The organism is Citricoccus sp. K5 (assembly GCF_902506195.1).
Taxonomy (GTDB): domain Bacteria; phylum Actinomycetota; class Actinomycetes; order Actinomycetales; family Micrococcaceae; genus Citricoccus.
Window position 1 is genome coordinate 3,428,895 of sequence record NZ_LR732817.1, and the last position, 25,113, is coordinate 3,454,007.

At 66.2% G+C, this 25,113-nt stretch carries 25 protein-coding genes; 18 read left to right on the top strand and 7 right to left on the bottom strand.

Features of this window, described 5'->3' with window-relative positions; all coding sequences use genetic code 11:
* Nucleotides 1-58: 58 nt before the first annotated feature.
* Entirely contained in the window at nucleotides 59-1,093 is a 1,035-nt protein-coding gene (locus BOSE125_RS15400) for an ABC transporter substrate-binding protein (RefSeq protein WP_159553955.1), read from the top strand.
* 45 nt (nucleotides 1,094-1,138) lie between these two features.
* Nucleotides 1,139-2,314 carry an FAD-dependent monooxygenase gene (locus tag BOSE125_RS15405; RefSeq protein ID WP_159553957.1) on the top strand — a complete coding sequence of 392 codons (1,176 nt, stop codon included), beginning with the start codon at nucleotides 1,139-1,141 and terminating at the stop codon, nucleotides 2,312-2,314.
* Here BOSE125_RS15405 and BOSE125_RS15410 read toward each other — a convergent pair.
* Nucleotides 2,306-3,238: a PaaX family transcriptional regulator C-terminal domain-containing protein gene (locus BOSE125_RS15410; RefSeq protein ID WP_236558205.1), complete on the bottom strand. Its 933-nt coding sequence runs from the start codon at nucleotides 3,236-3,238 to the stop codon at nucleotides 2,306-2,308. The two genes, BOSE125_RS15405 and BOSE125_RS15410, sit on opposite strands and share 9 nt — an antisense overlap.
* A 65-nt stretch (nucleotides 3,239-3,303) precedes the next feature.
* Between BOSE125_RS15410 and BOSE125_RS15415 the strand changes: the two genes are divergently transcribed.
* From BOSE125_RS15415 to BOSE125_RS18270, 6 genes are all read left to right on the top strand, one after another.
* On the top strand, nucleotides 3,304-4,479 hold the full coding sequence (locus BOSE125_RS15415; RefSeq protein ID WP_159553961.1) for an ABC transporter ATP-binding protein: 1,176 nt from the start codon (nucleotides 3,304-3,306) through the stop codon (nucleotides 4,477-4,479).
* The gene (locus BOSE125_RS15420) at nucleotides 4,479-6,278 is read left to right on the top strand and encodes an iron ABC transporter permease (protein WP_159553963.1); all 1,800 of its coding nucleotides are present in this window, start codon (nucleotides 4,479-4,481) and stop codon (nucleotides 6,276-6,278) included. The genes BOSE125_RS15415 and BOSE125_RS15420 overlap by 1 nt, the downstream gene beginning before the upstream one ends.
* Before the next feature lie 72 nt (nucleotides 6,279-6,350).
* Nucleotides 6,351-7,385, top strand: coding sequence for an ABC transporter substrate-binding protein (locus BOSE125_RS15425; RefSeq protein WP_159553965.1), 1,035 nt, complete (start codon nucleotides 6,351-6,353; stop codon nucleotides 7,383-7,385).
* A gap of 1 nt (nucleotide 7,386) precedes the next feature.
* Complete coding sequence (locus tag BOSE125_RS15430; RefSeq protein WP_159553967.1) at nucleotides 7,387-8,595, top strand: cytochrome P450; 1,209 nt, start codon at nucleotides 7,387-7,389, stop codon at nucleotides 8,593-8,595.
* A gap of 83 nt (nucleotides 8,596-8,678) precedes the next feature.
* On the top strand, nucleotides 8,679-9,839 hold the full coding sequence (locus tag BOSE125_RS15435) for a cytochrome P450 (RefSeq protein WP_159553969.1): 1,161 nt from the start codon (nucleotides 8,679-8,681) through the stop codon (nucleotides 9,837-9,839).
* The gene (locus tag BOSE125_RS18270) at nucleotides 9,836-10,423 is read left to right on the top strand and encodes an HtaA domain-containing protein (RefSeq protein ID WP_159553970.1); all 588 of its coding nucleotides are present in this window, start codon (nucleotides 9,836-9,838) and stop codon (nucleotides 10,421-10,423) included. The genes BOSE125_RS15435 and BOSE125_RS18270 overlap by 4 nt, the downstream gene beginning before the upstream one ends.
* Here the strand turns inward: BOSE125_RS18270 and BOSE125_RS18275 are convergent, their stop codons facing one another.
* On the bottom strand, nucleotides 10,424-11,323 hold the full coding sequence (locus BOSE125_RS18275) for a PaaX family transcriptional regulator C-terminal domain-containing protein (RefSeq protein ID WP_159553972.1): 900 nt from the start codon (nucleotides 11,321-11,323) through the stop codon (nucleotides 10,424-10,426).
* Nucleotides 11,324-11,472: 149 nt separating this feature from the next.
* Here BOSE125_RS18275 and BOSE125_RS15450 point away from each other — a divergent pair, with 149 nt between their 5' ends.
* Nucleotides 11,473-11,649 (top strand): 2Fe-2S iron-sulfur cluster binding domain-containing protein, encoded by a 177-nt coding sequence (locus BOSE125_RS15450; protein WP_159553974.1) that lies wholly within the window; start codon nucleotides 11,473-11,475, stop codon nucleotides 11,647-11,649.
* 371 nt (nucleotides 11,650-12,020) lie between these two features.
* On the opposite strand, the gene BOSE125_RS15455 is transcribed toward BOSE125_RS15450, so the two are convergent.
* Complete coding sequence (locus BOSE125_RS15455) at nucleotides 12,021-12,278, bottom strand: DUF6480 family protein (protein ID WP_159553976.1); 258 nt, start codon at nucleotides 12,276-12,278, stop codon at nucleotides 12,021-12,023.
* 103 nt (nucleotides 12,279-12,381) lie between these two features.
* A complete protein-coding gene (locus tag BOSE125_RS15460) occupies nucleotides 12,382-13,248 on the bottom strand; it encodes a metal-dependent hydrolase (RefSeq protein ID WP_159553978.1) in 867 nt (288 codons plus the stop codon).
* Between the two features lie 318 nt (nucleotides 13,249-13,566).
* Here BOSE125_RS15460 and BOSE125_RS15465 point away from each other — a divergent pair, with 318 nt between their 5' ends.
* Together BOSE125_RS15465 and BOSE125_RS15470 are read left to right on the top strand one after the other, a co-directional pair.
* The gene (locus tag BOSE125_RS15465; RefSeq protein ID WP_201301223.1) at nucleotides 13,567-14,475 is read left to right on the top strand and encodes an excalibur calcium-binding domain-containing protein; all 909 of its coding nucleotides are present in this window, start codon (nucleotides 13,567-13,569) and stop codon (nucleotides 14,473-14,475) included.
* 269 nt (nucleotides 14,476-14,744) lie between these two features.
* Nucleotides 14,745-15,317 (top strand): HNH endonuclease family protein, encoded by a 573-nt coding sequence (locus BOSE125_RS15470; RefSeq protein WP_371300653.1) that lies wholly within the window; start codon nucleotides 14,745-14,747, stop codon nucleotides 15,315-15,317.
* A 12-nt stretch (nucleotides 15,318-15,329) separates the two neighbouring features.
* On the opposite strand, the gene BOSE125_RS15475 is transcribed toward BOSE125_RS15470, so the two are convergent.
* The 3 genes from BOSE125_RS15475 to BOSE125_RS15485 all read right to left on the bottom strand — a co-directional run bounded on the left by BOSE125_RS15475 (nucleotide 15,330) and on the right by BOSE125_RS15485 (nucleotide 17,916).
* Entirely contained in the window at nucleotides 15,330-15,587 is a 258-nt protein-coding gene (locus BOSE125_RS15475) for a hypothetical protein (RefSeq protein WP_159553982.1), read from the bottom strand.
* An 88-nt stretch (nucleotides 15,588-15,675) separates the two neighbouring features.
* Nucleotides 15,676-16,461 (bottom strand): IclR family transcriptional regulator, encoded by a 786-nt coding sequence (locus BOSE125_RS15480; RefSeq protein ID WP_159553984.1) that lies wholly within the window; start codon nucleotides 16,459-16,461, stop codon nucleotides 15,676-15,678.
* A 75-nt stretch (nucleotides 16,462-16,536) separates the two neighbouring features.
* Nucleotides 16,537-17,916, bottom strand: a complete 1,380-nt coding sequence (locus tag BOSE125_RS15485; protein ID WP_159553986.1) for an FAD-binding protein — start codon at nucleotides 17,914-17,916, stop codon at nucleotides 16,537-16,539.
* A gap of 245 nt (nucleotides 17,917-18,161) precedes the next feature.
* Between BOSE125_RS15485 and BOSE125_RS15490 the strand changes: the two genes are divergently transcribed.
* From BOSE125_RS15490 to BOSE125_RS15520, 7 genes are all read left to right on the top strand, one after another.
* A complete protein-coding gene (locus BOSE125_RS15490; RefSeq protein ID WP_159553988.1) occupies nucleotides 18,162-19,385 on the top strand; it encodes an ABC transporter substrate-binding protein in 1,224 nt (407 codons plus the stop codon).
* Between the two features lie 78 nt (nucleotides 19,386-19,463).
* Entirely contained in the window at nucleotides 19,464-20,471 is a 1,008-nt protein-coding gene (locus BOSE125_RS15495; protein WP_201301224.1) for a branched-chain amino acid ABC transporter permease, read from the top strand.
* The gene (locus BOSE125_RS15500) at nucleotides 20,468-21,520 is read left to right on the top strand and encodes a branched-chain amino acid ABC transporter permease (RefSeq protein ID WP_159553992.1); all 1,053 of its coding nucleotides are present in this window, start codon (nucleotides 20,468-20,470) and stop codon (nucleotides 21,518-21,520) included. The genes BOSE125_RS15495 and BOSE125_RS15500 overlap by 4 nt, the downstream gene beginning before the upstream one ends.
* The gene (locus BOSE125_RS15505) at nucleotides 21,517-22,233 is read left to right on the top strand and encodes an ABC transporter ATP-binding protein (protein ID WP_159553994.1); all 717 of its coding nucleotides are present in this window, start codon (nucleotides 21,517-21,519) and stop codon (nucleotides 22,231-22,233) included. Before BOSE125_RS15500 ends, BOSE125_RS15505 begins: the two co-directional genes overlap by 4 nt.
* Nucleotides 22,233-22,937 carry an ABC transporter ATP-binding protein gene (locus tag BOSE125_RS15510; RefSeq protein WP_159553996.1) on the top strand — a complete coding sequence of 235 codons (705 nt, stop codon included), beginning with the start codon at nucleotides 22,233-22,235 and terminating at the stop codon, nucleotides 22,935-22,937. Before BOSE125_RS15505 ends, BOSE125_RS15510 begins: the two co-directional genes overlap by 1 nt.
* A 149-nt stretch (nucleotides 22,938-23,086) precedes the next feature.
* Nucleotides 23,087-23,674, top strand: coding sequence for an aspartate/glutamate racemase family protein (locus BOSE125_RS15515; protein WP_201301225.1), 588 nt, complete (start codon nucleotides 23,087-23,089; stop codon nucleotides 23,672-23,674).
* A 16-nt stretch (nucleotides 23,675-23,690) separates the two neighbouring features.
* Nucleotides 23,691-25,070 carry an MmgE/PrpD family protein gene (locus BOSE125_RS15520; protein ID WP_159554000.1) on the top strand — a complete coding sequence of 460 codons (1,380 nt, stop codon included), beginning with the start codon at nucleotides 23,691-23,693 and terminating at the stop codon, nucleotides 25,068-25,070.
* Nucleotides 25,071-25,113 lie beyond the last annotated feature (43 nt).

Here is a 25,113-nt window from a genome sequence, read left to right on the forward strand (position 1 = left end):
CCGGTTCCGGTCTTTACTTCAGAAATCAGCCGCTCCCGTCCCTGACTAAGGAAGCATCATGACCTCCCACGCTGCATCCATCACCCCCACGATCCGCCGGGGCCTGGTCGCCGCCCTCGCCGCGGGCACCCTGGTACTGGCGGGGTGCGGTTCCGGATCGCCGACGGGCACCGAGGAGTCCGCCTCAGAGGCAGGCTCGAGCCCCTCGTCCGCGAGTTCCGGTGAGCTGACCAGCATCTCCGTGGGCACCATCGCCATCGCCTCCTCCACTGAACTCCGGTACGGCGTGGCCGAGGGGATCTTCGAGGACCACGGACTGGACGTCGAGCTCATCGAGGGACAGGGCGGCGCGGCGTTGTTGCCGGCGGTCCAGAACGGGTCCATGCAGTTCGCGGTGGGCAATCCGATGTCAGTGCTGACCGCTGCAGACCAGGGCCTGCCGATGAAGGTCGTCTCCGGATACTCCTGGTCCTCTGCCGAGGGCGATGACATCAATGCCGTCGTCGCCCGCAAGGATTCCGGCATCACCGGCTTCGAGGACTTGGAGGATCAGACCGTGTCCGTCAATGCCGTCCACACCCTGGGTGACCTCTCGATCATGGAATCCACTGAGATGGCCGGGGGAGACCCGCAGAAGATCAACTTCAATGAGATGCCCTTCCCGGACATGCTGGCCCAGCTCGAGCAGGGGAACGTGGACGCCGTGTGGTTGCCCGAACCCTTCATGGGCAGGGCCCTGGCCGATCCCGAGAACGTGGCCGTCGGGTACCCGAACCAGGAGGTCATGGACGGCATGCCCTTGACCATCGCCTTCACCAGCGAATCCATAGCGGAGGAGAAGCCAGAGCTCGTGACGGCCTTCCAGGAGGCGCTGACGGAATCGGCCGAGCGCGCTGCCCAGGACGAGGAGGGCGTCCGGGCCATGCTGCCCGAGTTCCTGAAGATGGACGAGGAGACCGCCCAGTCGATCCGCCTGGAGCCGGCGCACACGGATCTGCCGGTCGAGAAGATGCAGACCATCTATGACCTGATGCTCAAGTACGGCATGGCCGAGAACCCGCTGGATGTCGAATCCCTCTACGTCCAGCCTTAAGGCTCTTGCCGTCCGGACCACCGTTGTCACCTTGGAGGAGTAGGAATGAAAGTTGCTGTGATCGGAGCAGGCATCGGGGGGTTGGCTGCGGTGGCCGCCTTGCGGCGGCGCGGCATCGACGCCGAGGTGTTCGAACAGGCCCGGGCGCTCGGAGAGATCGGGGCGGGCATCTCGCTCGCGTCCAACGGCTGGCGATTGCTGGAACGCCTCGGTCTGCTGGAGCAGATCGAGCAGGTTGGCTCGCACCTGGACCAGGGGTATTTCCAGCTGCGTGAGGACGGCTCCTTCATCTCCACGCTCCGGGAGCCCGGTGCTGCATGGGACCGTCGGGTCTTCGGGGTGCACCGTGCCGACCTGATCGAGGTGCTCGCCTCCGCGTTGCCGGACTCGGTGATCCGTACCGGCCACCGGCTGCTCGATCTTGAGCAGGATGACTCGGGGGTGCACCTGATTTTCGAGAATGGTGAGACCGCCCGAGCCGATGTGGTGATCGGCGCAGACGGCATCCACTCCGTCGTGCGCCGCCACGTCGTCGGGCAGATTGCCGCCCCGCGGTCCTCCGGGACCGCGGCCTACCGGGCCCTAGTGCCCGTCACGGGGGCGGAGGACTGGGAATGGGGTACCTCGAAGATGTGGATCGGCCCGGGAAAGCACTTCCTGGTGTATCCCATCCGGGCGGACCGCCTGATCAACATCGTCGCGGTGGTCCCCGCCCATGGGGGCGAGCGGGACTCGTGGACGGCTCCGGGCGATCCGGCGCAGCTCGCCGCGGAGTTCACCGGCTGGGATCCCGTGGTCACCGGGCTGATCGAACGGGTCACGGACACGTTCCAGTGGGGGCTGTTCGATAGGCCCCCACTGACCAGCTGGACCAGCGGACGGCTCGCCCTGCTCGGCGACGCAGCCCACGCCATGCTGCCCCACCTCGGTCAGGGCGGCAGCCAGACCATCGAGGACGCCTTCGCCCTGGCCGCCGCGCTCGAAGGGTCCTCCATTGCGGACGCCCCCGCGGCCCTGGCGCAGTATCAGGCCTTGCGCCTGGAGCGGGCGAATGCCGTGCAGCTGGCGTCCCTGGATGCGGGACATCTCTACGATTCGGTGGGCGAGGAAGAGTACGACGCGCGGGACGAGAGGATCCGGAAGATGGCACCGTTCTACGGGTGGCTGGGCAGCCATGACGCCGATTCGCTCGTGGCACCGCCCCTGGCGCCCTCACGCTGAGGAGGTCAAGTCCTCAGCTGGTGTCAGGCGGCGCACGGACACGTCCTGGACGTGCGCAGGGGAGTGCTGTTCCACGACCGAGCGGACGAAGTCCAGCGATGCCTCGGTGGCCCCCTCATACAGTTCGGCAAAGGCCTCGCGGGCCGTTTGACGGGGCCAGTCGGGAGTCAGGAGCCCCAGGGGCAGGTCCGGGTCGAAGCGTGGGAAGCCGCGGAAGGTGTTGATCGTTTCGGTGCGGGCCCGCATCGACTCAGCCGGTGTGAGCTGCCCAGAGTGGAGCCGTTCCAGGGGTGCCCTGAGGATCGCGGTGAAGGATGTGTAGAGCTGGCGGGCCAGATCGAGGTCCCAGGCGTCCACCGGGTTGCCGAATCCCGTTCCGGCCGCGTCGATCCGTCCACGGAGCAGGGATGCCGATTCCACGCCGAGTTTGTGGCAGAGGGCTATGGCCTGCTCTCCCTGCGGCCGGGGGGACACCCAGGCACCGTCGTACAGCGGGGCGAACCACATCCATGAGAGTCCCTTGCGTAATTGCTGCCGCACGCCCCGCTGCTCCTCCGGGACGGAGTACAGCAGGGTGGTCCATTCGGGATCGGCGGGGCCGTGATCGGTGCCGAAGGTGCGGATCACGTCGAAGCCCTCGGTGAGCCGGTGCCGTGCCTTCGGCGAGAGCGCATAGAACGTGCGGCGACCCTCTTTGATGGTGGTCAGTCGCCCCTCCTTGGCGAGCCGGCTCAGCAGGGTCCGGGTGCCGGACGGACTGACCTCGAGGGCGGCCATCAGGTCCACCAGGGCTCCGGAAGGAGCCGCCGACCCCTCATCCAGCCAGTACTCGGCCATCAGGGTGACGAGCGCGCGGCGGCCGCGCGGGCCCTCGGCCACCACGGACCTCAGGTCCTCGAGATTGCTCCACACATGCTCCATCATTCCACTCACGTATCAAACGTATCGCGAACTCTTGACGATCGACTCATTTATGCCATACTTCCTGTGTGACCCAGATAACATCAGTTCCTTCCCAGGACGCCAAGAGAAACGCTCAGGACACGGATGCGGGACAGCCAGCGGTCCAGATCCGTCAGCTGAACAAGCACTTCCGCCGCCGAGACGGCTCCACCGTGCCCGCCATCGACGGAGCGAGCCTCGATATCCAGGACGGGGAGTTCATCGTGCTGCTGGGTCCCAGCGGCTGCGGGAAGACGACTCTGCTCCGCTCCGTCGCCGGGCTCGAGACCCCGGATTCCGGGTCCATCACTGTACGTGGCACGGCGGTCTTCGACAGCGGCACAGGCGCCAACCTCAGCGCGGACCGGCGCGGGCTCAGCATGGTCTTCCAGTCCTACGCCCTCTGGCCCCACATGACGGCAGCCCAGAACGTGCGGTATCCCCTGGAGAATCAGAAGGCCCCCCGGCAGAGCCGAGCCGTGATGAACCAGCGGGTAGCCGAGGCGCTGGAGGCCGTGGGAATCGGTGACCTGGGCGGTCAGTATCCGAATCAGCTCAGCGGCGGGCAGCAGCAGCGGGTGGCCCTGGCCCGGGCCCTTGTGAACAACTCCAAGGTCGTGCTGTTCGACGAACCCCTGTCCAATGTCGACGCCAAGGTCAGGGAAACCCTGCGTATCGAGCTGCTGGCCATGCAGCGCAGGTTCGGGTTCACCGCCTTGTTCGTCACGCACGATCAGGCCGAGGCGATGGAACTGGCGACCCGCATCGCCGTCCTGGACCGAGGCCGAGTCCAGCAGTTTGGCACCCCGGATGAGATCTATGCCCGGCCGGCCACCGAGTACGTGGCCAAGTTCATCGGCAACACCAACGAGTTGTCCGGCCGGCGGGTCGAGGGCGGCTATGAGACCCCGCTCGGACTCGTCCGCACCCCGCAGGATGCCGGCGAACGGGCCACTGTGCTGTTCCGCCCCGAACACGCCCAGTTGTCCGGCGAACGCCCAGAGACCCCAAGCGCCTTCGCCGGCCAGGTGGTGGCCGTCCTGTTCATGGGCACCCACACGGAGTTCCTCGTCCGTTCCGGCGAGACCAGGATGCGGATCTGGGTCAGCGGACGGTCCGCCGACTTCGCGGAGGGGGACGAGGTCTGGGTCGGTCTCCAGGAACCCGACGTCATGGTGTTTCCCCGGCAAGACCACGAGGCCCACCCCGAGGGTGACGCCTGATGAGGCCGACCTCCACCCTCGAGGAACCGACTCAGACTCCGGCCGAGTCCGGGTCCGGCGGCCCCGAGCAGCCCCTGCCCCGCTACCGGCCTGGCCTGGTCACCAGGCTGCGCCGAATGAGCAGTTTCGAACTCTTCTCCCTGACGCTGGCCGGCATCCTCGTGGCGCTGGTGTGCCTCCCGCTGGTGCGGGTGGTCATCAACATGTTCTACAAGGACGGCCGCTTCACCTTCGAGGCCATCCAGCGCACCCTGGCGATCGAGGACCTGGGCAAGATGGTCGTGGACACCGTGGTGGTGGTCCTGGCCAGCTCGATCCTCGCCGTGGTGATCGGCTTCCTGCTGGCTTGGGCCAATACCCGCACCGATGCGCGCTTCGGGGTGATCAACGAGATCTTCCCCTACCTGCCATTCCTGCTGCCGCCCATCGCCGGTGCCGTCGGCTGGACCATGCTGCTCTCACCTCAGGCGGGGTTGCTCAACGCCTGGGTCCGGGACGTCCTCGGGTTGGTGGGAGTTCACCTCGAGTCCGGTCCGTTCGACATCAACTCCTGGTACGGGCTGATCCTCGTCTACACGTTCTACGCGGTGCCCTACGTCTACATGAACGTCTCGGCTGCCATGCAGAGCCTGGACGCCAGCCTGGAGGAGGCTTCCCGCATCACGGGTGCCAGCGCATTGAAGACGCTGCGTCGCGTCACCCTGCCGGCCCTGGCCCCTTCGATCGGCGCGGGTTTCCTGCTGTGCACGTGGTTCGGCTTCGGCATGTTCTCGATCGCCCAGATCATCGGCACCCCGGCGGGTATCGACATGATCCCAGTGCGCATCGTCAAGCTCCTGACCTTCACCTACCCGCCGGACGAGGACCTGGCGATTGGCCTCTCGGCCATCGTGGTGGTGTTCGTCGGGCTGTCCTACCTGGTGCAGTACCGCATCCTGAAGAACTCCCGCTTCGGCAGCATCGGTGGCAAGGCGACCCACCACACGGTGACCAGGCTGGGCGTGTGGCGGCCAGTGGTCCGGGCCGGTGTCCTGCTGTACATCGGCGTCTCCACCATCCTGCCGATGTACGCGCTGTTCATCGTGTCCCTGAACGGATACTGGACCCCCAACATCCAATGGGGCTCCCTGAGTCTGGACGCCTTCCGGGTGGCTCTGTTCGAGGATCCGAAGACCCAGGAAGCCTTCGGGAATTCCCTAACCCTGGGCCTGGTCGGTGGTGTCATCGGCATCCTGGTGGCCGCCGTGGTGTCCCTCTACATCGCCCAACACCGCAGCCGCGCCACCCTGGGGCTGGATGCGGCCATCAAGCTGCCGTCCTCCGTCTCCAACATGGTGATCGCCGTCGGTATCCTGCTGCTGCTGGCCCGCCCACCCTTCGATCTGGGCGGCACGTGGCTGATCCTGCTGCTGGGCTATCTGGCCCTGTACCTGCCGCAGGCCTCCATCGCGGCCGATGCCGCGGTGGCGACCATCGGCAAGGAGCTGGGCGAGGCCTCCGGGGTCGCCGGCGCCCGGCAGTGGAAGACCTTCCGCCGGGTCTACCTGCCCCTGATGATCCCCGGCCTGGTGGGCGGCTTCGCGCTGCTCTTCGTCCGCATCATCGGCGACCTCACGGCCTCGGCCATTCTCTCCGGTACGAACAATGTGGTGGTCGGCTTCCGCATCCTGGAGGTCTTCAACGGCGGCTCCTACGCCACCCTGGCCGCCCTGTCCTCCGTCCTGGTAGTGGTCTCCGCCATCATCCTCTGCGTCGTCCTGTGGCTGTCCAAGCGCACCGGCGTCGCGCGCAGCCACTGATCCGCCCGCAGCTACTGATCACCCGCAGCGCTTCCGACATCACCGAACACCTCTTGAAAGGATCCCCTCCTCATGAAGAAGAAACTCTCTGTCCTGGCCACCCTGGCCGCTGCGTCCCTGGCCCTGTCCGCCTGTTCCGGAGGCTCAGGCTCCGAGCCAGGCGCCTCCGAGGCCACCGATCTGGATGCGGCCACCCAGTCCCTCGTCGACGAGGCCCGGGCCGCCGGCCCCGTCACCCTCTACAGCATGGTGGACGAAGCCGTGCTGCGTGAGGTCGCGGCGGACTTCGAATCGGCCTACGGCATCACCGTGGAACCGGTCCGCCTGGTGTCCGCCGACCTGGCCCAGCGGTTCTCCAGCGAGGCGTCCACCGGCAGTAGCCCGGCGGACCTCATCATGCTGACGGACTCCCCGTTCTATGATGAGGCCCTCGAGCAGGGATGGATCTCCTCGTTCGCAGACGCCGAGCTGCCCGAGTCCCTGGTCGGGGAGTTCCCGGAGGACCTGTACACCCATGAGGGCAGCACGCCGATGATGTCTTTCGTCCCCACCGAGACCGTCTACAACACCGATCTGGTCGAGTCCGCCCCCACCTCCTGGGAGGACTACGCCGATCCGGCCTATGCCGGGAAGATCCAGATCGCGGAGGTCGATTCCTCGCCCGCCAACGTGGCGTTCTGGTCCCTGATGCGCAACGAGTTCGGTGATGAGCTGTTGGAGGGCATCGCCGCCAACCAGCCCACCGTCTCCGGCGGCGCGGTGCCCGGTACCCAGGCCGTGGCGGCCGGGGAAGGCGCGCTGGGCCACCCCGGTGTCCTGCCGGTGATCAAGAACCTCCAGGACAGCGGCGCACCCGTGGACGTGGCCTCGATGTCCCCGACCACGGGCCCGGAGGTGGGCCTCGGCCTGGCGGAGAACTCTCCCAACCCGGCCGGAGCCAAGCTGCTGGCGGCCTACCTGATGAGCGAGGAGGGCAACCTGAGCTTCAATGAGGCGGCCTCCCAGATCTCGCCCTTCGACACGGAGGGAATGGAGCGGTTCACCCGGACTTCCGAGATCGAGCTGTCCGATGCGGCAGAACTCAAGTCCCTGATGGGGATGAACTGATATGACGGAGGTCATTGTGGATTCTCGCCGTTCCGCGCACGACTTCGATGCGCAGTCTCCCGAAGGCTTCGACGACGCTCACCGCGAGTTCGCCCGGCTGCGGGCCGAGCATCCGGTGGCACGCAGTCAGGACTTCGGTGGCTTCTGGGCCATGCTTGGCTACGAGGAGCTCGCAGAGGTCATCACGGACATCGACCGCTTCACCACCACCAAGCAGAACGCGATCCCGAAGTTCGCGTTCACGGGGGTCCGGCCGCCCCTGCACCTGGACCCGCCGCAGCACACCAGCTACCGGAGGGTGATCAATCACTTCTTCACGCCCCCCAAGATGCGGGCCCTGGAGCCGGCCGTGCGACGGTGCGTGCAGGAGCTGATCGAGCCCCTCATCCAGGAGGGCACTACGGATGTGGCACGCCAGTACGCGCAGAAGCTGCCGGCCCATGTCTTTGCCGAGTTCTTCAACCTCTCCCCGGAGACCAGCCTGGAGATCAAGACCGTCAGTGGCACGTACGTGGACGCCATCCAGGTGCTGGACCATGAGACGGTCAAGTCCCTGAGCGGCCGTCTCTACGAGATCGCCCAGGCGATCATCGACGAGCGCCTGGCCGGTACCTTCTCCGCGGAGGAGGACCTCACGCAAGCCCTCCTGGAGGCGGAGTACGACGGCGGCCCGTTGCCTGCTGCGATGGTGCTCGGCTGTGTGCGCCAGCTGATCGTGACGGGCATGGTGGCTCCGAGCGTGTTCATCGGCAACATGTTCGTCCATCTGAGCAGGGATCCGCAGCTGCAGCAGCACCTGCGCGAGCATCCGGAGGACATCCCGGGCGCGGTGGAGGAGTTCGTGCGCCTGTACAACCCCTACCGGGGCATGGCTAGGACCGCGAGGCATGACACCGTGGTGGGCGGCCAGCAGATCCAGGAGGGTGACCCCATCGCCCTGGTGTACACGGCCGCCAACCGGGACCCGCGGATGTTCGAGGAGCCGGACACCTTCCAGCTGCACCGGGAGAACATCACCAAGCACATCAGCTTCGGCCGTGGGACGCACTCCTGCCCGGGGGCACCCCTGGCTCGCATGATGTTCCGAATCACCCTGGAAGAGGCGCTGTCCCGCAGCAGCTTCGACCTGACGGGGGACCCGGGCATGGCCAAGTGGGCGGAATGGGGCACCAATCACGTACCGCTCGAGTTCATCGCGCTGGGAGCCTGATGTCCGTGGACCGCACCGAACGACCTGATCCTGCTGCAAGGACGGCGGGGATTTACAGGCCGGACGGGGACCGGCCCGCCGGCATGTTCACCCTCTCGGCCGATGACCCGGAGTCGACCTTCTCCACCTACGCGGAGTTGAGGGCCACCCGCCCGGCGGCCTACACGGAGGACTTGGGTGGCTACTGGGCGCTGACCCGGTACGAGGACGTCCGGGCCGCGGCCTCCGACGCGGAGACCTTCATCTCCTCCGTCAAAGCCGTGGTCCCCAGCGATCCCCGGGGGATCCGCCGGCCGCCGCTGAACTTCGATGCGCCCCGGCACACCCCGTTCCGCCGGGCCCTGAACCGGACGCTGGCGCCGGGGCGGGTGGCGGCGTTGGCCGAACGCATCAGCGAGCGCGCCGGCACGCTCTTCGAGGAGTTCGTGGCCAGCGAGGATGACGAGCTCACCCGCTCGTTCGGGACACTGCTGCCCGCCTACGCCGAGGCCATATGGCTGAACCTCGATCCGGAGCGGGTCACTTGGCTCGCCCAGACCGCTACCGCCTGGGTGGAGGCCTGGCGCCGCCAGGATGGGGAGGCGGTCACCCTCCACAGCGATCGGATGTACGAGGTCGCCCGGTGGTTGGTGGCGGATCGGCGTGAGAATCCCCGGGATCCCCGTGAAGACCCGGCCTCCTCCCTGCTCTCCGAACGCGTGGACGGGCAAGAACTGGACGAGGAGCACATGGTGGGGGCCCTGCGCCAGTCCCTGGTCGTCGGCATGGTGGCTCCGCCGCTGCTGATCGGTGGGGTGGCGCGGCACCTGGCGCTGGACCCGGAGCTGCATGAGGGGCTGCGCTCGGGACGGGTGCCGCTCGGCCCCGCCCTGGAGGAGTTCCTGCGGCTGTACACCCCGTACCGGGGATTCGCGCGCACTGTTAGCCGCACCACCGAGGTGGCCGGCGAACAGCTGGAGCCCGGCGAACCCGTCACCCTGGTCTACGCGGCGGCCAACCGTGACCCGGCGGAGTTCCCGGACCCGGACCGTTTCGACGCCTCCCGCTCCAACCTGGACCGGCACCTGGGCTTCGGGCGCGGGCAGCACCAGTGTGTGGGCCAGCACCTGGCCCGCGGCATCATCCGGGCGGCACTGGAGGTGATGGTCCACCGGGCCGAGCGGCTGGAGCTCTTAGGCGAGCCGGAGCCGACGCGCATGCCGGAACTGGGGTACCAGTCTGTCCGAGTCCGGGTGCACCGGTGAGCCAGCGGGAGCCGGGGGAGGGGGCTGACGCCGCCGGCGCGTCACCTCGGTCGGGGGACAGTCATGAGGAGATTATCCGGCAGGACACTGGCCTGGTTTGGGGGGTCAAGGAGAGTTTCCTGGCCTACGTCAGTCGGTGGCCGGGATCATCGGTATCACTCGCCCCAGGGTCTGGACAGTTACTTGACGGTAGATTCTACTTTGCGCCAGATCCCTTAACCCCACCCGGTGGCTTCTGGTTTCGCGGGGGATTCCGCCTCCAGGCCCACGGGGGGCTGCTGGACCTTAGTATGGCTGATCCACGTGTGGAGGCATCGGGCGTCCACCTTCACCTCACCGGGGAAACCTGGAACGAGGGAACGTGGGAACGTCTACGGTTTGCGGATCTGGACTGGCCGGCGGACCAGAGAGACAAGGCGGCCGGTCTCGTTGACACCGGAGACAGTGCCGTTCGAACCATCACAGTGGCAGCTAGGCTCCACCCGGACGCAACTGCTCTCTTCGATGAAACGTACTCGGCAGGGGAGGGGCTGGCTCCCCTCATCATTCGATCCCATCAAGGCTCCGGGCCGCGCTCGACCTGATCATCGCTCTGTGTCACCTACAGGTCGAGTTTCTCCGTCACCGCTTCCAGCTAAGGAGCTGGGCGCGATCGATTCTCCGCGCGTCTCCGATGAAGAGGCCAGTGTCCTGGCAACCGATTGGTTGGTGACGCGGAGGATGGTCCTCAACTCCTCGAGGGCATCGGGCTCCAAGCCATCCCAGATACTGCGGAACAGGCGGTAGGCGGAGGCTCGAGGCCAGTCATCAGGGAGTACGTCCAAGGGCAGGTGAGGGTCCGCGGCGGCGATCCGACGCCAGTCCCTGAGTGCCCGTGTGCGGACGGTCAGCGCGGAGTCCGAGCCTGGGCCTCCGGTGGAGTCGGCTGTCTGTCTTGGTCCGTAGGCTTGGAGGAATTCGTTGTAGAGGCTTCGTAGCTCATCGAGAGGGAATCCCGCGAGGGGGTCAAGCGTTCCCCCGAGATCGACAGGACCTCGTAACAAGAGCAGATCGATCGAATGTAATTCGCCAAGCCGGCGGGTTTCTGCATGGCGATCCCACGGAGCAAGCCAGACTCCGTCCACTATCTGGCCGTAACCGAGTTCCGTCAGGCCGGTGCGGAACCGCTGCCGGGCATCTCGACGAGTCTCAGGGACGGTGAACATGCACGCACTCCACATGCCGTCCCAGGCCTTGGCCTCCGCACCGAACATCACTACCGAGTGGAGCTTCGGGGCCTGTGTTTTCCGAGCTTCTTCCGTGAGCCCGTAGGTGATATCGCCGTCACGACGGTGCAGGGCGAGTGTTCCCCGCTTGACCGTTCGGCTCAGTGCGGAACGGGCTGCTGACTCCGATACCCCGAAATGTCGCATCACCGCAACGATATCGGTCGAAGTCAGAGCCGGAAGGCTGCCGAAGTCGTACTCCACAAGCAGCGCCCCCATCAGTCCCTGTGAACTGCCAGCGGCCTACCGGTCAAGGTGAACCAATGGTGGTGCCTTGCCAGAGTCCACGTTAGCCGTCATGTCAGCCTCCGCTTGTCACTGCCGTTGCGTCCTGAGCCTATCGAGCTCCCACGTAGGGCCTTCGAGGGGTGTCCATCTCCGGCTCCTGCTTCCAAGGCACCTGTGGATCCTGCGAAACCGGCGTACTCAGCGGGACGCCTGCCCACCGTGACTCCTTGCTGACTAAGAAGCAACGTGCAGCCGGTGATGTCATGATGCCCTGTGTCTCCCGTTCGCACACCGAGACGCTGTCGATTGATGTTTGAGGCGACCAGCAGTGCGGATGACCCATCTCGCCCAGGCACCTGCCGGAGCATCGTCCAAGCGCTCACGAAACATCACAAACGACTCGATATTCTCAGTGCAGGAGCTTGAGCGAGACCCGGGTGGCGAACCGGCCGCAGACCGCCTGAACTACACGGCCTACCGACTCGGCGCCACGGCATCACACTCTCCAACCCTCAGTTGGGCCGACGGACCTTCGTCAGCGCCTCACGCGGGATCCGGTGGAGTGCTCCGGGAACTTCTTCCTGGATGACGAGGTGCTCGCCGAGGCAGGGATCACCCGACCTCTCGGTATACGGCGGCCCGGCGGAGACCCTGGAGCGCGACCTGTTCCTGGACGGCTGAGTGCGCCTCAGAACAGTCCGGCGATCGAGCCAATGATCCAGAAGACCACGAAGACCAGGACCAGCACCAGCAGGACCACCAGCCAGGCCTTGTTCATGACGCCCGCACCGCGCCGATCCACGTCGAGCTCGTTGTTGGTGGGCTCGGCGCTGGCGCCCTCGGCTGGCGGGGTATCGCCATCGATACTGTGACCCGATGTCTCACGGGTGGCTTCGGCTGCGTTCTGGGGGTTGCCCTGCGTCTCTTCGGGATCGGTGTTGGCCACGGCTACCTGCCTCCTGCGGTCGGTTATTCCGGGCGTGCGTAGGCACAGGCTAACAAGCCCTCCGGTCCGCAGAGAGGGTGGATCTGCGGCGCCTTGAGGATGGTCACCATCGGGCGAGCAACCGCGCGCCGTCCGTGAGCACTCCCATGAGCGCCGCCACCATGCCGGCCACGGCCACCAGCGAGACCACCACGGCCACGGCCCACTCGCGCCGCGACCCGGTAGGGCCCAACACCGGGAGCTTCATCCGCCCCCCGGAACTCCACAGCGCGCGGGTCAATGGCGTCCTCGGCAGGGTGCTCGGCGGCCGCAACTTTAGGGGCCAGAACGGGTTGCAACCCCCGTCAGTCAGCATGTCTCCGGCAATGTGGACCGCGACCCCCAGTGCCACCGCGAGGACGAACCAGAAACCCTGGTCCCCAGACCCGAACGCCGCCAGCGCGCCCAGCGGCACGGCGACCAGCCAGGGCACCTTCCGTGCCCGGTCCGGCATGAACTTCAGTGCCTTCACCGCGAAGGAGGCCAGTAGTACGGTCCCGAGGCCGGCGCCAACCTGCACGGTGCCAGTGGTGGTGGGCATGGCCAATAGGGACAGCAGCCAGGCGATCAGGGTGAAGGCGGCCAGGCCGAGCAGTGAGTGTGTGCCGTTGCGGTGCCCGCCGGCGACCCTGCCAACGGCTGCGCAGATCCACTCGGACACGGGTGGCAGCGAATGGGCTATTGAGGCGCTGCGATGGTCAGCGTCCGGCAGGAGGGCGGCCCCGGCTGCCACGATCGCGCCGGTCAGGATGCCGAGGTCCGTGATTCCCGGGAGCAGGCCGAAGCCCAGCGGGATCGCCTCGGGCAGCACCACCGCGGAGCTGGTGCCCAACAGCCCGACGCCGGCCAGCGGGCCCAGCGGCACTGCATAGTCTGCGGCGATCAGCACCCAGCCTGCGGCTCCACAGGCGGCATGGTGCGGTCCCATCATGGGCGGTGTTCCTTCCTGGCGGGCCTCCGCGAAGGCGGCGAGGGAGGGCCAGCGGTCGATTCGCCAGCGACTCAGTTAACCATGACGGGTCCAGGTGTCGGGTTGCTCGCTGATCTCGCTGATCTCGCTGATCTCGCTGAGATGGAGAAGAGGAGGATTGATGGTTCCCGGTCACCAAAGGGACAGGGATTAACCGGTTATTTTCGTGTGGTATACGCGCAAATATTCAATGGTAAAGATGCGACAGGCACTTACTTGTAGCTCTAAGTGCTTGTATGATTTGACTATCACTCGTCTTTTTCTCATGGGGACTTCAAAATGAATACTCTGCCTGGGGCGGACTCCGCCCAGAATGCATCCGCCAACCGAAGGCGATGGCTGATCATCGGTCTGATCGCTCTTGCGGTTCTGATTCTGCTGCTCGTTTTCGCACCCGTGGTTCTGATGCTGTTGTGCATCCCCGCGTTCATCGTCGCTCTCATCGCGCTGATCACCGGTGGTCTCCGCTGGGCCCGCATCCGGAACCGACGCGTTGCCGGTGGACTGGTGGGGGGCACCTTCGTCCTCTTCATCATCGCTGCAGTGGTCTTCAGCACGAGCCTGCCTGCCTCGACAACCGACTCGATCACCGTTTCTGAAGAGTCGACTCCGACCATCAGCGCGGAGCCGGAACTGGCCAGCTTCGTCGGGGAAGCCTGCGATGCCGATCACCTCATCATGACCCAAGGCGCAGACACGCTCTATTGCGATGACGACGGCCAGGGAGAGTTCGTGTGGTTCACCGCCGCAGACCATGATGCAGCTGAGGCCGAAGCCCAGAAGGTTGCAGCTGAACAGGCTGCTGCAGAAAAGGAGGCTGCGGAGAAGGCCGCTGCCGAAAAGGAAGCAGCCGACAAGGCGGCCGCGGAGGAAGCGGCACAGAAAGCCGCCGCTGAGAAGGCCGCGGCTGACAAGGCAGCGGAGGAGAAGGCCGCTGCCGACCAGGCTGCTCAGGCCGAGTCTGAGCGGAGGGCCGAGGCTGAAGCTGAAAGGCAGGCCGCGCGGGAACGCGAAGCGGCACCGGCACCGGTACCAGCGCGAGCACCGGAACCAGCGCAAGCGCCGGCGTCGGCCAATTATGCCAACTGCTCCGAGGCTCGCGCCGCGGGTGCGGCACCCGTCTACCGCGGCGACCCGGGCTATAGCAAGAAGCTGGACCGCGACGGCGATGGTGTCGGCTGCGAGTGATGCCTCGTAGCGCCCCACGAGGACTGATCGTCCTCGGACTCCTGCTGGGGGCTGGTGTGACAGGCTGCGGCGTCCAAGACGTTGGAGCACCGTCGCCCGCCGCCCCACTGATGATCGGTTCCGAGGCGCCCACCCCGGAGCCGATCATCGTGGGGTCAGAAGCCCCCGGCCTTCCTCTCGCCTCGTCGTCCGGTCCCTCGCTCGCGCCGATCGAGGAGAGTCTCGCGGCTGGAGTGACCGTAGGGAAGCCACGTGTTCAGGTGGGCACTGTGCTCGCCCAATTGGAGACCATCCCCGTCAAGGGGCGTGCACCCCAGACTGGATATGACCGCGACTTGTTCGGCAGCGGCTGGCAAGATCCTGACGCCAACGGCTGCGATGCTCGCAATGACATCCTTGGCCGTGACCTGACGGAGACGATTGCGAAACCGGGCACCCACGGTTGCGTCATCACCTCGGGTGTTCTTCAAGACCCCTTTACGGGGGAAAAGATCGACTTCGTCCGTGGACAAGACACCAGCACGCTCGTGCAGATCGACCACGTGGTGGCGCTGTCGGATGCGTGGCAGAAGGGTGCCCAGCTTTTGGAGCCGGAGGAACGCGCCGAATTCGCCAATGACCCGTTGAACCTGCTCGCCGTGGATGGCCCCACTAATGCGGCCAAGGGCGATGGCGACGCCGCGACGTGGCTGCCTCCGAATCATGGTTATAGGTGCAACTATGTCGCCCGGCAGTCAGCGGTCAAGGCCAAGTACGACCTGTGGATGACTCAGGCGGAACACGATGCCATCCGGAGGATTGTCAGCACACAGTGTCCTGCCCAGAAAGTCGCGACGGAGTAGCGTCCGCGCTGGTCAGAACATCCCGCCAATCCGGCCGATGATCGCCAGGATGACGAAGACGAAGACCAGCGCGAGGATGACCACGAGCCAGGTCTTGTTCTTGGCACCCACACCGGGCCGGTCGACGTCGAGCTCGTTGTTGGTGGGCCCTACTCCGAGGCCTTCGGCGGGGGGAGTGTCACCGTCAATGCTGTAGCCCGAGTCCTCATGGGTGGCGTCGACCGCCTTCTCGCGCTCGCTGCGTGTGTCGTCGGGGTTGGTGTCTGTCACGGATGCCTGCCTTCGGCGTTGGTCGTGCGGGGCGTGCGTAGGGTCAGGCTAGCAAGGCTGGCGCCGGGCAGGAGCGTCTGGGATCCGATCAGTGCGCGGGCGAAGGACCGCCCAGTTGCTCGGTGAGGTGCGCGGCGGCATCCATCACCCGCCGGCCCAATTCTGCTTCCCTGTCGTCGTCGACCCGGGTGGCCAGCGCGGCAATGCTGAGGCTGCCGGTGACCTCACCGATGGCATCGAACACGGGGGCGGCGAAACTGACTGATTCGGCAACGCGCTCGCTGTCAGTGCGGGCATAGCCGTGTTCCCGCACGAGGCACAGTCGTTCCCGAATCCGTTCGGGACGGGTCTCAGTGCGCTCGTTCAGGGCCGGTACCGGCCGGTTGAGGACGTTCTCGATGTCCGCCTGCGGCAGGAAGGCGAGCATGGCGTGACCGGATGCGCCGACAGTGAGTGGGAGGCTCAACCCCACCTGCACCGAGATGCGGATGAGCTGTGAGCTCTCCACCTGCCCGATATAGGTTCTGCGGTAGCCCATCCTGGCGGAGAGGGTGGTGGTCTCCCCGGTGTCCTCGGATAGAGCGGCGAGCATGGCCATGCCCTCTTTGCGAAGACTCGACTGTGCCGAGGCTGCGTTGGACAGGGCGAAGGCGCCGTTGCCGAGGGTGTACTTGCGGCTGGATGGATCCTGGACCACCAAGTGGTTGGTGCCCAGTTCCTGCAGGATGCGGTGGGCCACCGCCTTGCTCAGTCCGGTGGAACGCGCGATGTCGCTGACCCCCAGCAGGGACTTGCCCTGAGAGAACGCCAGGAGGACCTGCACTACCCGGCCGGTCGTGGAGTCCGGTGGGCGGTGGACGGATGGTTCTGTCATGATCCTCATTATTCGACGGGTCCCCAGGGGAACGAGGGCGATGCTGTGGTGGTGGTGCCGGCCAGTCCGAAAAGCCTATGACCCCGTGTCCCAGGCGGCTACATGTTCTGCTGCGAGCAGGGACAGCCCGAGGGCGGGGAGGAGTCCGTTGCCCGCGAGGTATCCGGAGGGTCCGTGACCTGAGATTCCCGTGGCGGCCCCTCCGGAAGCATAAAGCCCAGTGATCGGGGTGGAACTCTCGCTGAGGACCCGTGCATGGCCGTCCACGGCGAGGCCGCCCTGGGTGTGGAAGAGTGCCGGTTCCACGAAGACCGCACCCAGTCTTCCCTCAAGGGGTGCCTCCCATGCGGTGCGTCCCCAGGGATCGACGCCGGCAGCGCTGGCGATCGACTGTGCCTGCCGGACGGTCTCGACGAGCCCGATGGGCTCGATGCCGCAGGACTCGGCCAGGCTGGCAGCATCTTCGGCCCAGTGGATCCCGCCGGACTCGACGACGTCCACGAAATCCTGGAAGACCAGGCAGGCGTCGTATATGCGCTGGTCGAGGATGATCCAGGACCGCCCCGCGGCGTGCTCGACTGATTCTCGGGCGTACTCCGAGTAGCCCATGGTCTCGTCTCCATAGCGCTGCCCGTCCTCATTGACCAGGAACCCTCCGTGCATGACGGTGGCCCACGTGGTGAGCATGGCGGACGGGGAGGCCAGTGCTGCATGGCCTTGGTAGGAGTCCAGGAATGCGGTGGCCGCACCCAGTTCACGGCCGATCCGCAGGGCATCGCCCGTGGATTCCTCACTGCCGTAATAGGTGGCCCCGGCGATCTCGGGCAGATGCTCGTGCACCAGTTCTCGGTTGGCGCCGTAGCCGTTGGTGGCCAGCAGGACGGCGCGGGTGGGGATCTCCTCTGTTCCGTCCGGACTGGAGACAGTCACACCGCGGACCGAACCGTCCTCAGCGAGCAGAACATGTTCAAGGCGTGCGGGCACGAGGACGTCGATCAACTCAGAATCACCGACCTTGGCCAGCAGCATGTCCAGCATCGCGCTGCCGGACCGTCCCGGCACGGTGTGGCAGCGGAACTGGCTGTGACCGGGGTACGGGAAGTCAGTCACCAGGGACAGGGGCATCTGCAGGTGATCGGCCATCCACTCCACGAGCCGCGCGCTCACGCCGACCAGTGCTTGGGCCAGTTCCTCGTCTACGGTCCCGCCGGTCTTCTTCAGCACATCGGCGAGGAAGTTCTCGGGAGAGTCGGCGACTCCGGCCTCTCTCTGCCACCGAGACCCGGCGCCGGGAATCATGGCGGTGGACATCGAGGTGTTGTTTCCGCGCTTGAAGCGCGGGTTCGCCTCCACGACGAGAACCGAGCGGCCCAGTTCGGCGGCGCGGAGGGCAGCGGTCAGGCCTCCGCCGGCACCGGCCACGACGAGATCGGGACCTTCGAAATCTGCGTTCATCAGCATCTCCTCGGGGAACTGTTCGAGCCTCTGTGACAGAGAATACGCTACCAGCGTTCGGGTCAGTGGAACTCGAATTTTCATGGAATTTACACAAAAGGCTAGATAATCCGTGGAAACAGCGGCAGACTATCCGCATGCCGAACCTGTGATCCCTTTCACGTGGTCCGGCGGGTGGAACACTTCAGGGATTCTCCCGGCTGATGCCCAGCACCGTTTCAATGCCGACGAAGGGTTAGAGATCAATGCGTAGAAAGTGCCTTGCCGCCGCTGCCGTGGCGATGATGATGGGACTGACGGCCTGCTCCGGTGGCGGGGCCTCCGCCGGTGCTGGGGACACGATTGCGATCGGGGCCGTCCACCCGCTCTCCGGTGGACTGGCCGGCGTCGGCGGGATGATGAATGACGGGGCCGCCCTGGCGGTGGAGGACATCAATGAGTCCGGTGGCATCCAGGCGCTGGATGGTGCCCAGCTCGAACTGCGTGACGGGGACAGCCAGGGCTCGGCCCAGACCGGTCAGAGCGAAGCGCAGCGTCTCATCAGCGAGGGCGCTGTGGCCCTGGTGGGCACCTACCAGAGTGACGTCACCGAGAACGTCGCCTCTGCGGCGGAGCGAGCCGACGTCCCCATGGTCATCGATGTCGCCGTCGACGACAAGATCATGGAGCAGGGCTACGAGAACATCTTCCGGATCCAGCCGAACGCCAGCAGCATGGGCCAGGCCGGTGCAGAGACCCTGGCGGCGATGGGCGAGACCGCAGGCGTGGACGTGGAGAAGGTGGCCTACCTCCACATCGAGGGGGCCTTCGGTACCAGCGTGTCCGAAGCCTTCACGGAGGAGGCGGAAGCCCAGGGCATTGAGGTGGTCTCCACGGTCAGTTACCCGGCCACGAATTTCTCGGACGCCACCACCCAGGTGAAGCAGGCGTTGAGTGCGGACCCGGACGTCGTCGTGGTCACGGGGTACTACCCGGACAACGTGCTGGTCGCGGAGGCCGTCCAGGCCCTCAACCCGGACATTCTCGGGGTCTTCGGCATCGCCAGTGGTGCCTTCGACGATTCCTCGTTCCCCACCGATGCCGGGGCCGCAGCCACCAACGTCCTCAGCGCCAATTACCACTACGCGGCCACCAGTGAGCGGAGCCAGGACATCCGGGAGCGCTTCGAGGAGAAGTATGGCCGTCCCATGGAGACCGCAGCCATGCTCTCCTACCAGGCCGTCGAGGTCATCGCCGCCGGCCTGGAGGAGTCCGGGTCAGCTGATCCGGAGGCGCTCCGGGATGCCATCGCCAACACCAGCATCGAGGATCCACTGCTGGCCTTCGACGGACCTATCGAGTTCGACGAGACCGGGGAGAACAAGAACGCGACGGTGATCGTCATGCAGTCCCAGGACGGGGAGATCGAACAGGTCTTCCCCGAGGAGTTCGCCACGGCGGAACTCATCTTCCCGGCACGGGACCAGTAGGTCCACGCGCCCCGGCCCTTGGCGGGCCGGCGCAACGCCAGCATCAGCAGCATGCCAGTAACGAACAGGGGTGTCAGAGTGACACAAACGAGTACAGAGACGAAGGTAGTTCCGCCGGCTCCGCCGCGGCTCCTTGACAACCGACAACTCAGGATCACCGCCGGGCTCGTCGTGGTGGTCGGCGCGGCCGTGGTCCTCATGTACCTCTTCGGAGGCCAGCCGTCGGGACTGCTGACCCAGTCCTTGATCACCGGGGTCCTGTTGGGCGGGGTCTACGCCCTCGTGTCCCTCGGGCTGACGCTGATCTTCGGGGTGCTGGGCATCGTGAACTTCGCGCAGGGCGCCATGCTGACGATGTCCATGTACATCGTCTTCTTCCTGGCCACGGAGTGGGGGCTGAACCTCTACCTCGCCGCCGCCCTGACCGTTCCGGTGATGTTCGGATTCGGTTGGCTCGTCCAGTCGACCGTGCTGAACCGCGTGATGGGGGACAGCACCCATGAGCGCCCCTTGCTGGTGACCCTGGGCCTGTCCCTGCTCATCATCAACGTGCTGTTGATGATCTTCGGCGGACGGCCGGTGAGCGTGGCCTCGCCGGTCGAGGGATCGATCAACGTGATCGGTGCCCTCGTGGATGTCCCCCGGCTGATCGCCTTCGGGGGCGCGCTGGCCGTGGCCGTGGCGCTGACGCTCATCCTGCGCAAGACCACGCTGGGACTGGCCATCAGAGCGGTGGCCGCGAACGACGTCGGCGCCTCCTTGGTGGGTGTCAACGTCAAACGCATCTACGCCATGACCTTCGGGGTGGGCGCGACCTGCGTGGCCGTGGCCGGCGGCCTGATGGTCTCCTTCACCTCCCTGGTGCCGTCAGCCGGCGAGCAGTTCACCACCCTGGCCTTCGTGATCGTGGTGCTGGGAGGCCTGGGCAGTATCCCCGGTGCCCTGGTAGGCGGTCTGTTCATCGGCCTGGTCCAGACGGTGGGGTCGCTGTACCTCCCCGGTAGCGGTTCGCTGCTGCTCGTCTTCGGCATCTTCCTCCTCGTCCTCTTCCTCCGGCCCCAGGGTCTGTTTGGAGCCAAGTCATGAGCGCCACCACCGAGTCACCGCGAGGCACCAAGCTGCCCTCCGCACTGCCCCAGCGGACCCACGACGGCGCCCGGCGCCAGTACATCTACCTGGCGGTCGGGCTGGTCGTGCTGTTCTTCCTGCCCTTCGTCCTGCCGGAGTCCAGCCAGCCGGTCCTCGTCCGAACCCTGATCTACGGCATCATGGCCGTCGGCTGGAACCTGATGAGCGGCTATGGCGGCATGTTCAGCTTCGGGCACGCGGCGTTCTTCGGCGTCGGCGCCTATACGGACGCGGTCCTGCTGACCAATTTCGGCATCTCCCCGTGGATCGCCATGATCATCGGTGCGGTGTTCTCCGCAGGGGTGGGCGTGCTCATCGCCTACCTGTGCCTGCGATACAAGTTGGCCGGCTCCTACTTCGCGCTGGCGACGTTCGCCTTCGCCCAGATGTTCCTGCTCCTGGCCCAGAACCTGGAACTGGTCAACCGCACGGAGGGCATCAACATCCCCCTGCTCCCAGAGGACTCCTGGGCCATGCTCCAGTTCGGGCAGGACAGCTTCAACTACTACTGGATCCCTTTGCTGCTCCTGGCGGCTGCCGTGGCAGTCACCATTGCCTTCGTCTACTCCCGGCCGGGCCGGTACACGCAGGCCATCAGGGACGACCCCGTGGCGGCAGAATCCCTGGGCATTCCCATCATGAAGTACCGGCTGATCACGGTGGCGCTGAGCTGTGCCATCACCTCCATCGCCGGGTCCTATTACACCCAGTACTACCTCTTCGTCGGTCCGGAGCAGGCGTTCAGCATGCATGTCTCCACGGATGCGATCGTTCCCGCCGTGATCGGCGGGGTGGGGACCATCTGGGGCCCGCTGATCGGGGCCGCCGTCGTGGGCCCCCTGTCCGAGCTGGTGGCCGCGGTGGTCCGCAACCCGCCGCCGTTCCTGGAGTTCCTCCAGGGCGTCAGCGGCCTTGACGTGGCCATCTACGCGGTGCTGCTGATCGTCATCGTCGTGTTCCTGCCCAAGGGCATCTACGGAACCATCCGGGAAAGGCTTCGCAAATGAGCATCCTGAAACTCGAGGGGCTGTCCAAGTCCTTCGGCGGCCTGCGCGCACTGCGGGACGTCACCGTGGAGATCCCGGAACGGGAGTTCTTCGGCATCATCGGCCCCAACGGCGCCGGTAAGACCACCCTGTTCTCCGTCATCGCAGGGCAGCTCGGGCCGACGTCCGGCCGCGTCGTCTTCGATGGTCAGGACATCACGGGCTGGTCGGCGGACAAGATCGCCGGCGCCGGCCTGGTCCGGACCTTCCAGCTGATGCGGCCGTTCGAGTCCATGTCCGTCCTGGACAACGTCTCCATCGCCTCTCACCGCCGGTTCCGCTCCACCGCGAAGGCCCGCGACCATGCGGCCGAGGTCATCGAGCGGGTGGGGTTGAGCCAGTATCTCAACAAGATGTCCGGGACGCTGCCCACCGCGGGGCTCAAACGCCTCGAGCTGGCCCGCGCCCTGGCCCTGGAGCCGAAGGTCCTGCTGCTGGACGAGGTTCTGGCCGGACTGGTCCCCACGGAGCGGGCGCCGATCATCGACCTGTTGCGGGACATCCACCGAGACGGGGTCACCGTCATGTTCGTGGAACACATCATGGCAGCCGTGATGGCGCTGTCGGAACGTCTCCTGGTCATGCACGAGGGGGCCGAACTGACCCTCGGCGTGCCCAAGGATGTCGTCCAGGACCCACGGGTCATCGAAGCTTATCTCGGAGAGGATTTCTGATGTTCCTCCAACTCGATTCCGTCACTGCCGGATACCGCCGCCTGGACATCGTCCACGATCTCAACTTCCACGTCGAGCGCGGGGAGATCGTCTCCATCATCGGGGCCAACGGGGCCGGCAAGACCACGACTCTGCGCGCCATCGCCGGGCTGATCAACACCCGCAGCGGGCGGATCCGACTGGATGGTGAAGAGGTCCAGAACCAGCGCCCCGATCAGATCGTCAAGAACGGGATGGTCCACGTGGCACAGGACCGAGCCCTGTTCGGTGACCTGGCCGTGCACGAGAACCTCACCATGGGCGCCTTCACCCAGCCCAAGTCCACCATCCGGGAGTCGTTGGAGCAGGTGTTCGAGCTCTTTCCGATCCTGCGGGAGCGTCGCATGCAGCGGGCCAACACCATGTCCGGCGGTCAGCAGCAGATGCTGGCGATCGGGCGGGCGTTGATGGCCCGGCCCACGTGCCTCACCCTGGATGAACCCTCCATCGGCCTGGCCCCCAACCTGGTGGCCCAAGTGCTGGAGGCCATCAAGCGCATCCGGGACGCCGGGGTGACCGTGCTGATCGTGGAGCAGAACGCCGCCCAGGCCCTGGCGATCTCGGACCGCGCCTACGTCATGGAGAGCGGATCCATCGTCCTGGAAGGGACGGGCCAGGAACTGAATGACAGCGCCGAGGTCCGCAAGGCCTACCTGGGCATGTGACCCGGTTGCCGAACCTGACGCACGACCTGCTCGGTGCTACACCCTGAGATGAGGAAGACATGAAACTGCTGGCCATCACGCCGATCGCTGTATCGTCCGAAGAACTGTCACGGAGGCAAGCCCGCTATGCGAGGCTGTGTCCGCCGGGCGTGACGATCCGCCTGGAAGCTCTGGGCGTCGGCTCGGACATCCCGGGGGCCTTGGACACCCCAGAAGACATCGAGGCGTCCGAACAGGCGTTGCTGCACCGGTTCCGCGACGCAGATCCCACGGGCGTGGACGCATTCCTGCCCGACTGCGTCCTGGACCCGACGGTGGACGCGGCGGATGCCGGCTTCTCCCGGCCGGTGCTGGGGCTGCTCAAGTTGACCGGCCACGTTCTGGCCGGCCAGGGATTGCGGGTGGGCGCCCTGGCCCGCAACGAGGCCATCGCCTCGGAACTGGACCGGAAGTATGCATCGTACGGTCTAGCCCCGATCGTGGGCGGAACCCGCGTGCTGGGACTGTCGGTGGAGGACATCGCGGACGACCAGGCCTGGCAGTCCGCCGTCGAGAGGCGGCTGGGTGACACCGACGCGGACGTGGCCATCAACGGCTGCTCCGCGGTGGAGGTCAGCCCCAGCGGCCGCCGGCCTGTGGTGGTCGATCCGACAGCGGTGGCCCTGCAGCTGCTGGAACTGCACCAGCGGACCCTGGGGGGCGCCCTCGCCGTCCCAGCCGGCCAGCACCGTGGATAGTGGTTCCACAGCTCCGATGTCCGATGAGACCAGGCATGCCTGCATCAAGGCGGTGGATGGGTTGGCCGCCTTCGCCGAAGGCCTGTCCCCTGAGGACGTGCCAGCCCGGGTCCGTGAACGGCTGCAGACCATGCTGATCGATCTGTTTGGGGTCACGGCAGCCGGACACCGCATCCCGGAGATGCGTGCCTTGATCGAAGCGTGGAAACCCGCCTCCGGCACTGTCCCGCTGATCGGCACCGATGCGCGTGCTGACCCGGACGCGGCAACGCTGCTCAACGCGACGGCGGCCTGCGCGCTGGAGTTGGATGAGGGGAACAAGCATGCCCGGGGGCACCCTGCCGTGCACGTCGTCTTCGCTGCCATGGCTGCAGCGCAGACGGCCGAATCGGCCGTCACCGGGCGACGTTTCCTGACAGCGGTGGCTGCCGGCTACGAGGTGGCTGCACGCTTCGGAGCCGCTGTGGAACGGGACCCCCGGTGGCACACCCACGGACACTGGGGTGCCACTGGCGCGGCCTGTGCAGCAGCGCTGATCCAGGGTGCCTCGACGGCCGAGGTCGCCGCGGCCATCGACTCCGCCGCCGGATTGGTCCATGCAACACCGTGGGAGATGGTTCTGGACGGAAACTTCACCCGGAACCTGTGGGCGGGAGGCGCCAATATCGCCGGCCTGAACGCTGTCCGGCTGGCGCGGTCCGGTCTCGTCAGCAACAGGGGCGCCGCAGCGTCAACACTGGGTGGACTCATCGGGACCCTGGACCCGTCAGGGCTGACCGAAGGACTCGGGCAGGTCTGGTTGCTGGAGCAGGGTTACAGCAAGAGGCATGCCTCCTGCTCCTACACGCATGCCGCCGTCGACCTCGTCCAAGAACTGAGGCGCGAGCATTCCTTCACGGCGGCCGAGGTGACCGCCGTGGCGGTGGCAACGCATTCGCTGGCCAAGCCGCTCCTCGGGCGGGATGTCCGCAACCGTCTCTCGGCCATGTTCTCCCTGCCCTTCGTGGTGGCCACGGCGATGCTGCACGAGGTGGTGGACCCGGACACGATGGACCCGGAGTCTCCGGGTTTCGAAGCCACGCGACCATTCATGGACAAGGTCTCTGTGCACGTGGAACCGGAGTTCGACGAGCGGCTGCCCGGCGAGCGGTGGGCCCGGGTGCGGATTGAGTTGGCCGATGGAACGGTCCTGGAAGGATCCCAGCCCAACCCCATCGGGGACACCGATTTCGAGCCTTTGGACCGAGCGCAGACGGTCGCCAAGATCAAGTCACTGATCGGCGCTGAGGCGACCGGGCGGGTCATCGACGCGGTCCACCATCTGGCATCGGACGCTGAGGCTCGTTCTGCCCTGGGCTCACTGCATCGAGATGTTCCAGTGAACGAAACGCATTAGGTGGACGTCAAGAGTGAGGGTGGCGGCGGGGTGGGGAGCGAAG

Excerpts from the sequence above, each read along its gene's own strand:
- BOSE125_RS15400 (WP_159553955.1), top strand. The coding sequence starts at position 59 with ATGACCTCCCACGCTGCATCCATCACCCCCACGATCCGCCGGGGCCTG.
- BOSE125_RS15405 (WP_159553957.1), top strand. The coding sequence starts at position 1,139 with ATGAAAGTTGCTGTGATCGGAGCAGGCATCGGGGGGTTGGCTGCGGTG.
- BOSE125_RS15410 (WP_236558205.1), bottom strand. The coding sequence starts at position 3,238 with ATGATGGAGCATGTGTGGAGCAATCTCGAGGACCTGAGGTCCGTGGTG.
- BOSE125_RS15420 (WP_159553963.1), top strand. The coding sequence starts at position 4,479 with ATGAGGCCGACCTCCACCCTCGAGGAACCGACTCAGACTCCGGCCGAG.
- BOSE125_RS15425 (WP_159553965.1), top strand. The coding sequence starts at position 6,351 with ATGAAGAAGAAACTCTCTGTCCTGGCCACCCTGGCCGCTGCGTCCCTG.
- BOSE125_RS15430 (WP_159553967.1), top strand. The coding sequence starts at position 7,387 with ATGACGGAGGTCATTGTGGATTCTCGCCGTTCCGCGCACGACTTCGAT.
- BOSE125_RS15435 (WP_159553969.1), top strand. The coding sequence starts at position 8,679 with ATGTTCACCCTCTCGGCCGATGACCCGGAGTCGACCTTCTCCACCTAC.
- BOSE125_RS18275 (WP_159553972.1), bottom strand. The coding sequence starts at position 11,323 with ATGGGGGCGCTGCTTGTGGAGTACGACTTCGGCAGCCTTCCGGCTCTG.
- BOSE125_RS15460 (WP_159553978.1), bottom strand. The coding sequence starts at position 13,248 with ATGATGGGACCGCACCATGCCGCCTGTGGAGCCGCAGGCTGGGTGCTG.
- BOSE125_RS15465 (WP_201301223.1), top strand. The coding sequence starts at position 13,567 with ATGAATACTCTGCCTGGGGCGGACTCCGCCCAGAATGCATCCGCCAAC.
- BOSE125_RS15480 (WP_159553984.1), bottom strand. The coding sequence starts at position 16,461 with ATGACAGAACCATCCGTCCACCGCCCACCGGACTCCACGACCGGCCGG.
- BOSE125_RS15485 (WP_159553986.1), bottom strand. The coding sequence starts at position 17,916 with ATGAACGCAGATTTCGAAGGTCCCGATCTCGTCGTGGCCGGTGCCGGC.
- BOSE125_RS15490 (WP_159553988.1), top strand. The coding sequence starts at position 18,162 with ATGCGTAGAAAGTGCCTTGCCGCCGCTGCCGTGGCGATGATGATGGGA.
- BOSE125_RS15500 (WP_159553992.1), top strand. The coding sequence starts at position 20,468 with ATGAGCGCCACCACCGAGTCACCGCGAGGCACCAAGCTGCCCTCCGCA.
- BOSE125_RS15505 (WP_159553994.1), top strand. The coding sequence starts at position 21,517 with ATGAGCATCCTGAAACTCGAGGGGCTGTCCAAGTCCTTCGGCGGCCTG.
- BOSE125_RS15510 (WP_159553996.1), top strand. The coding sequence starts at position 22,233 with ATGTTCCTCCAACTCGATTCCGTCACTGCCGGATACCGCCGCCTGGAC.
- BOSE125_RS15520 (WP_159554000.1), top strand. The coding sequence starts at position 23,691 with ATGTCCGATGAGACCAGGCATGCCTGCATCAAGGCGGTGGATGGGTTG.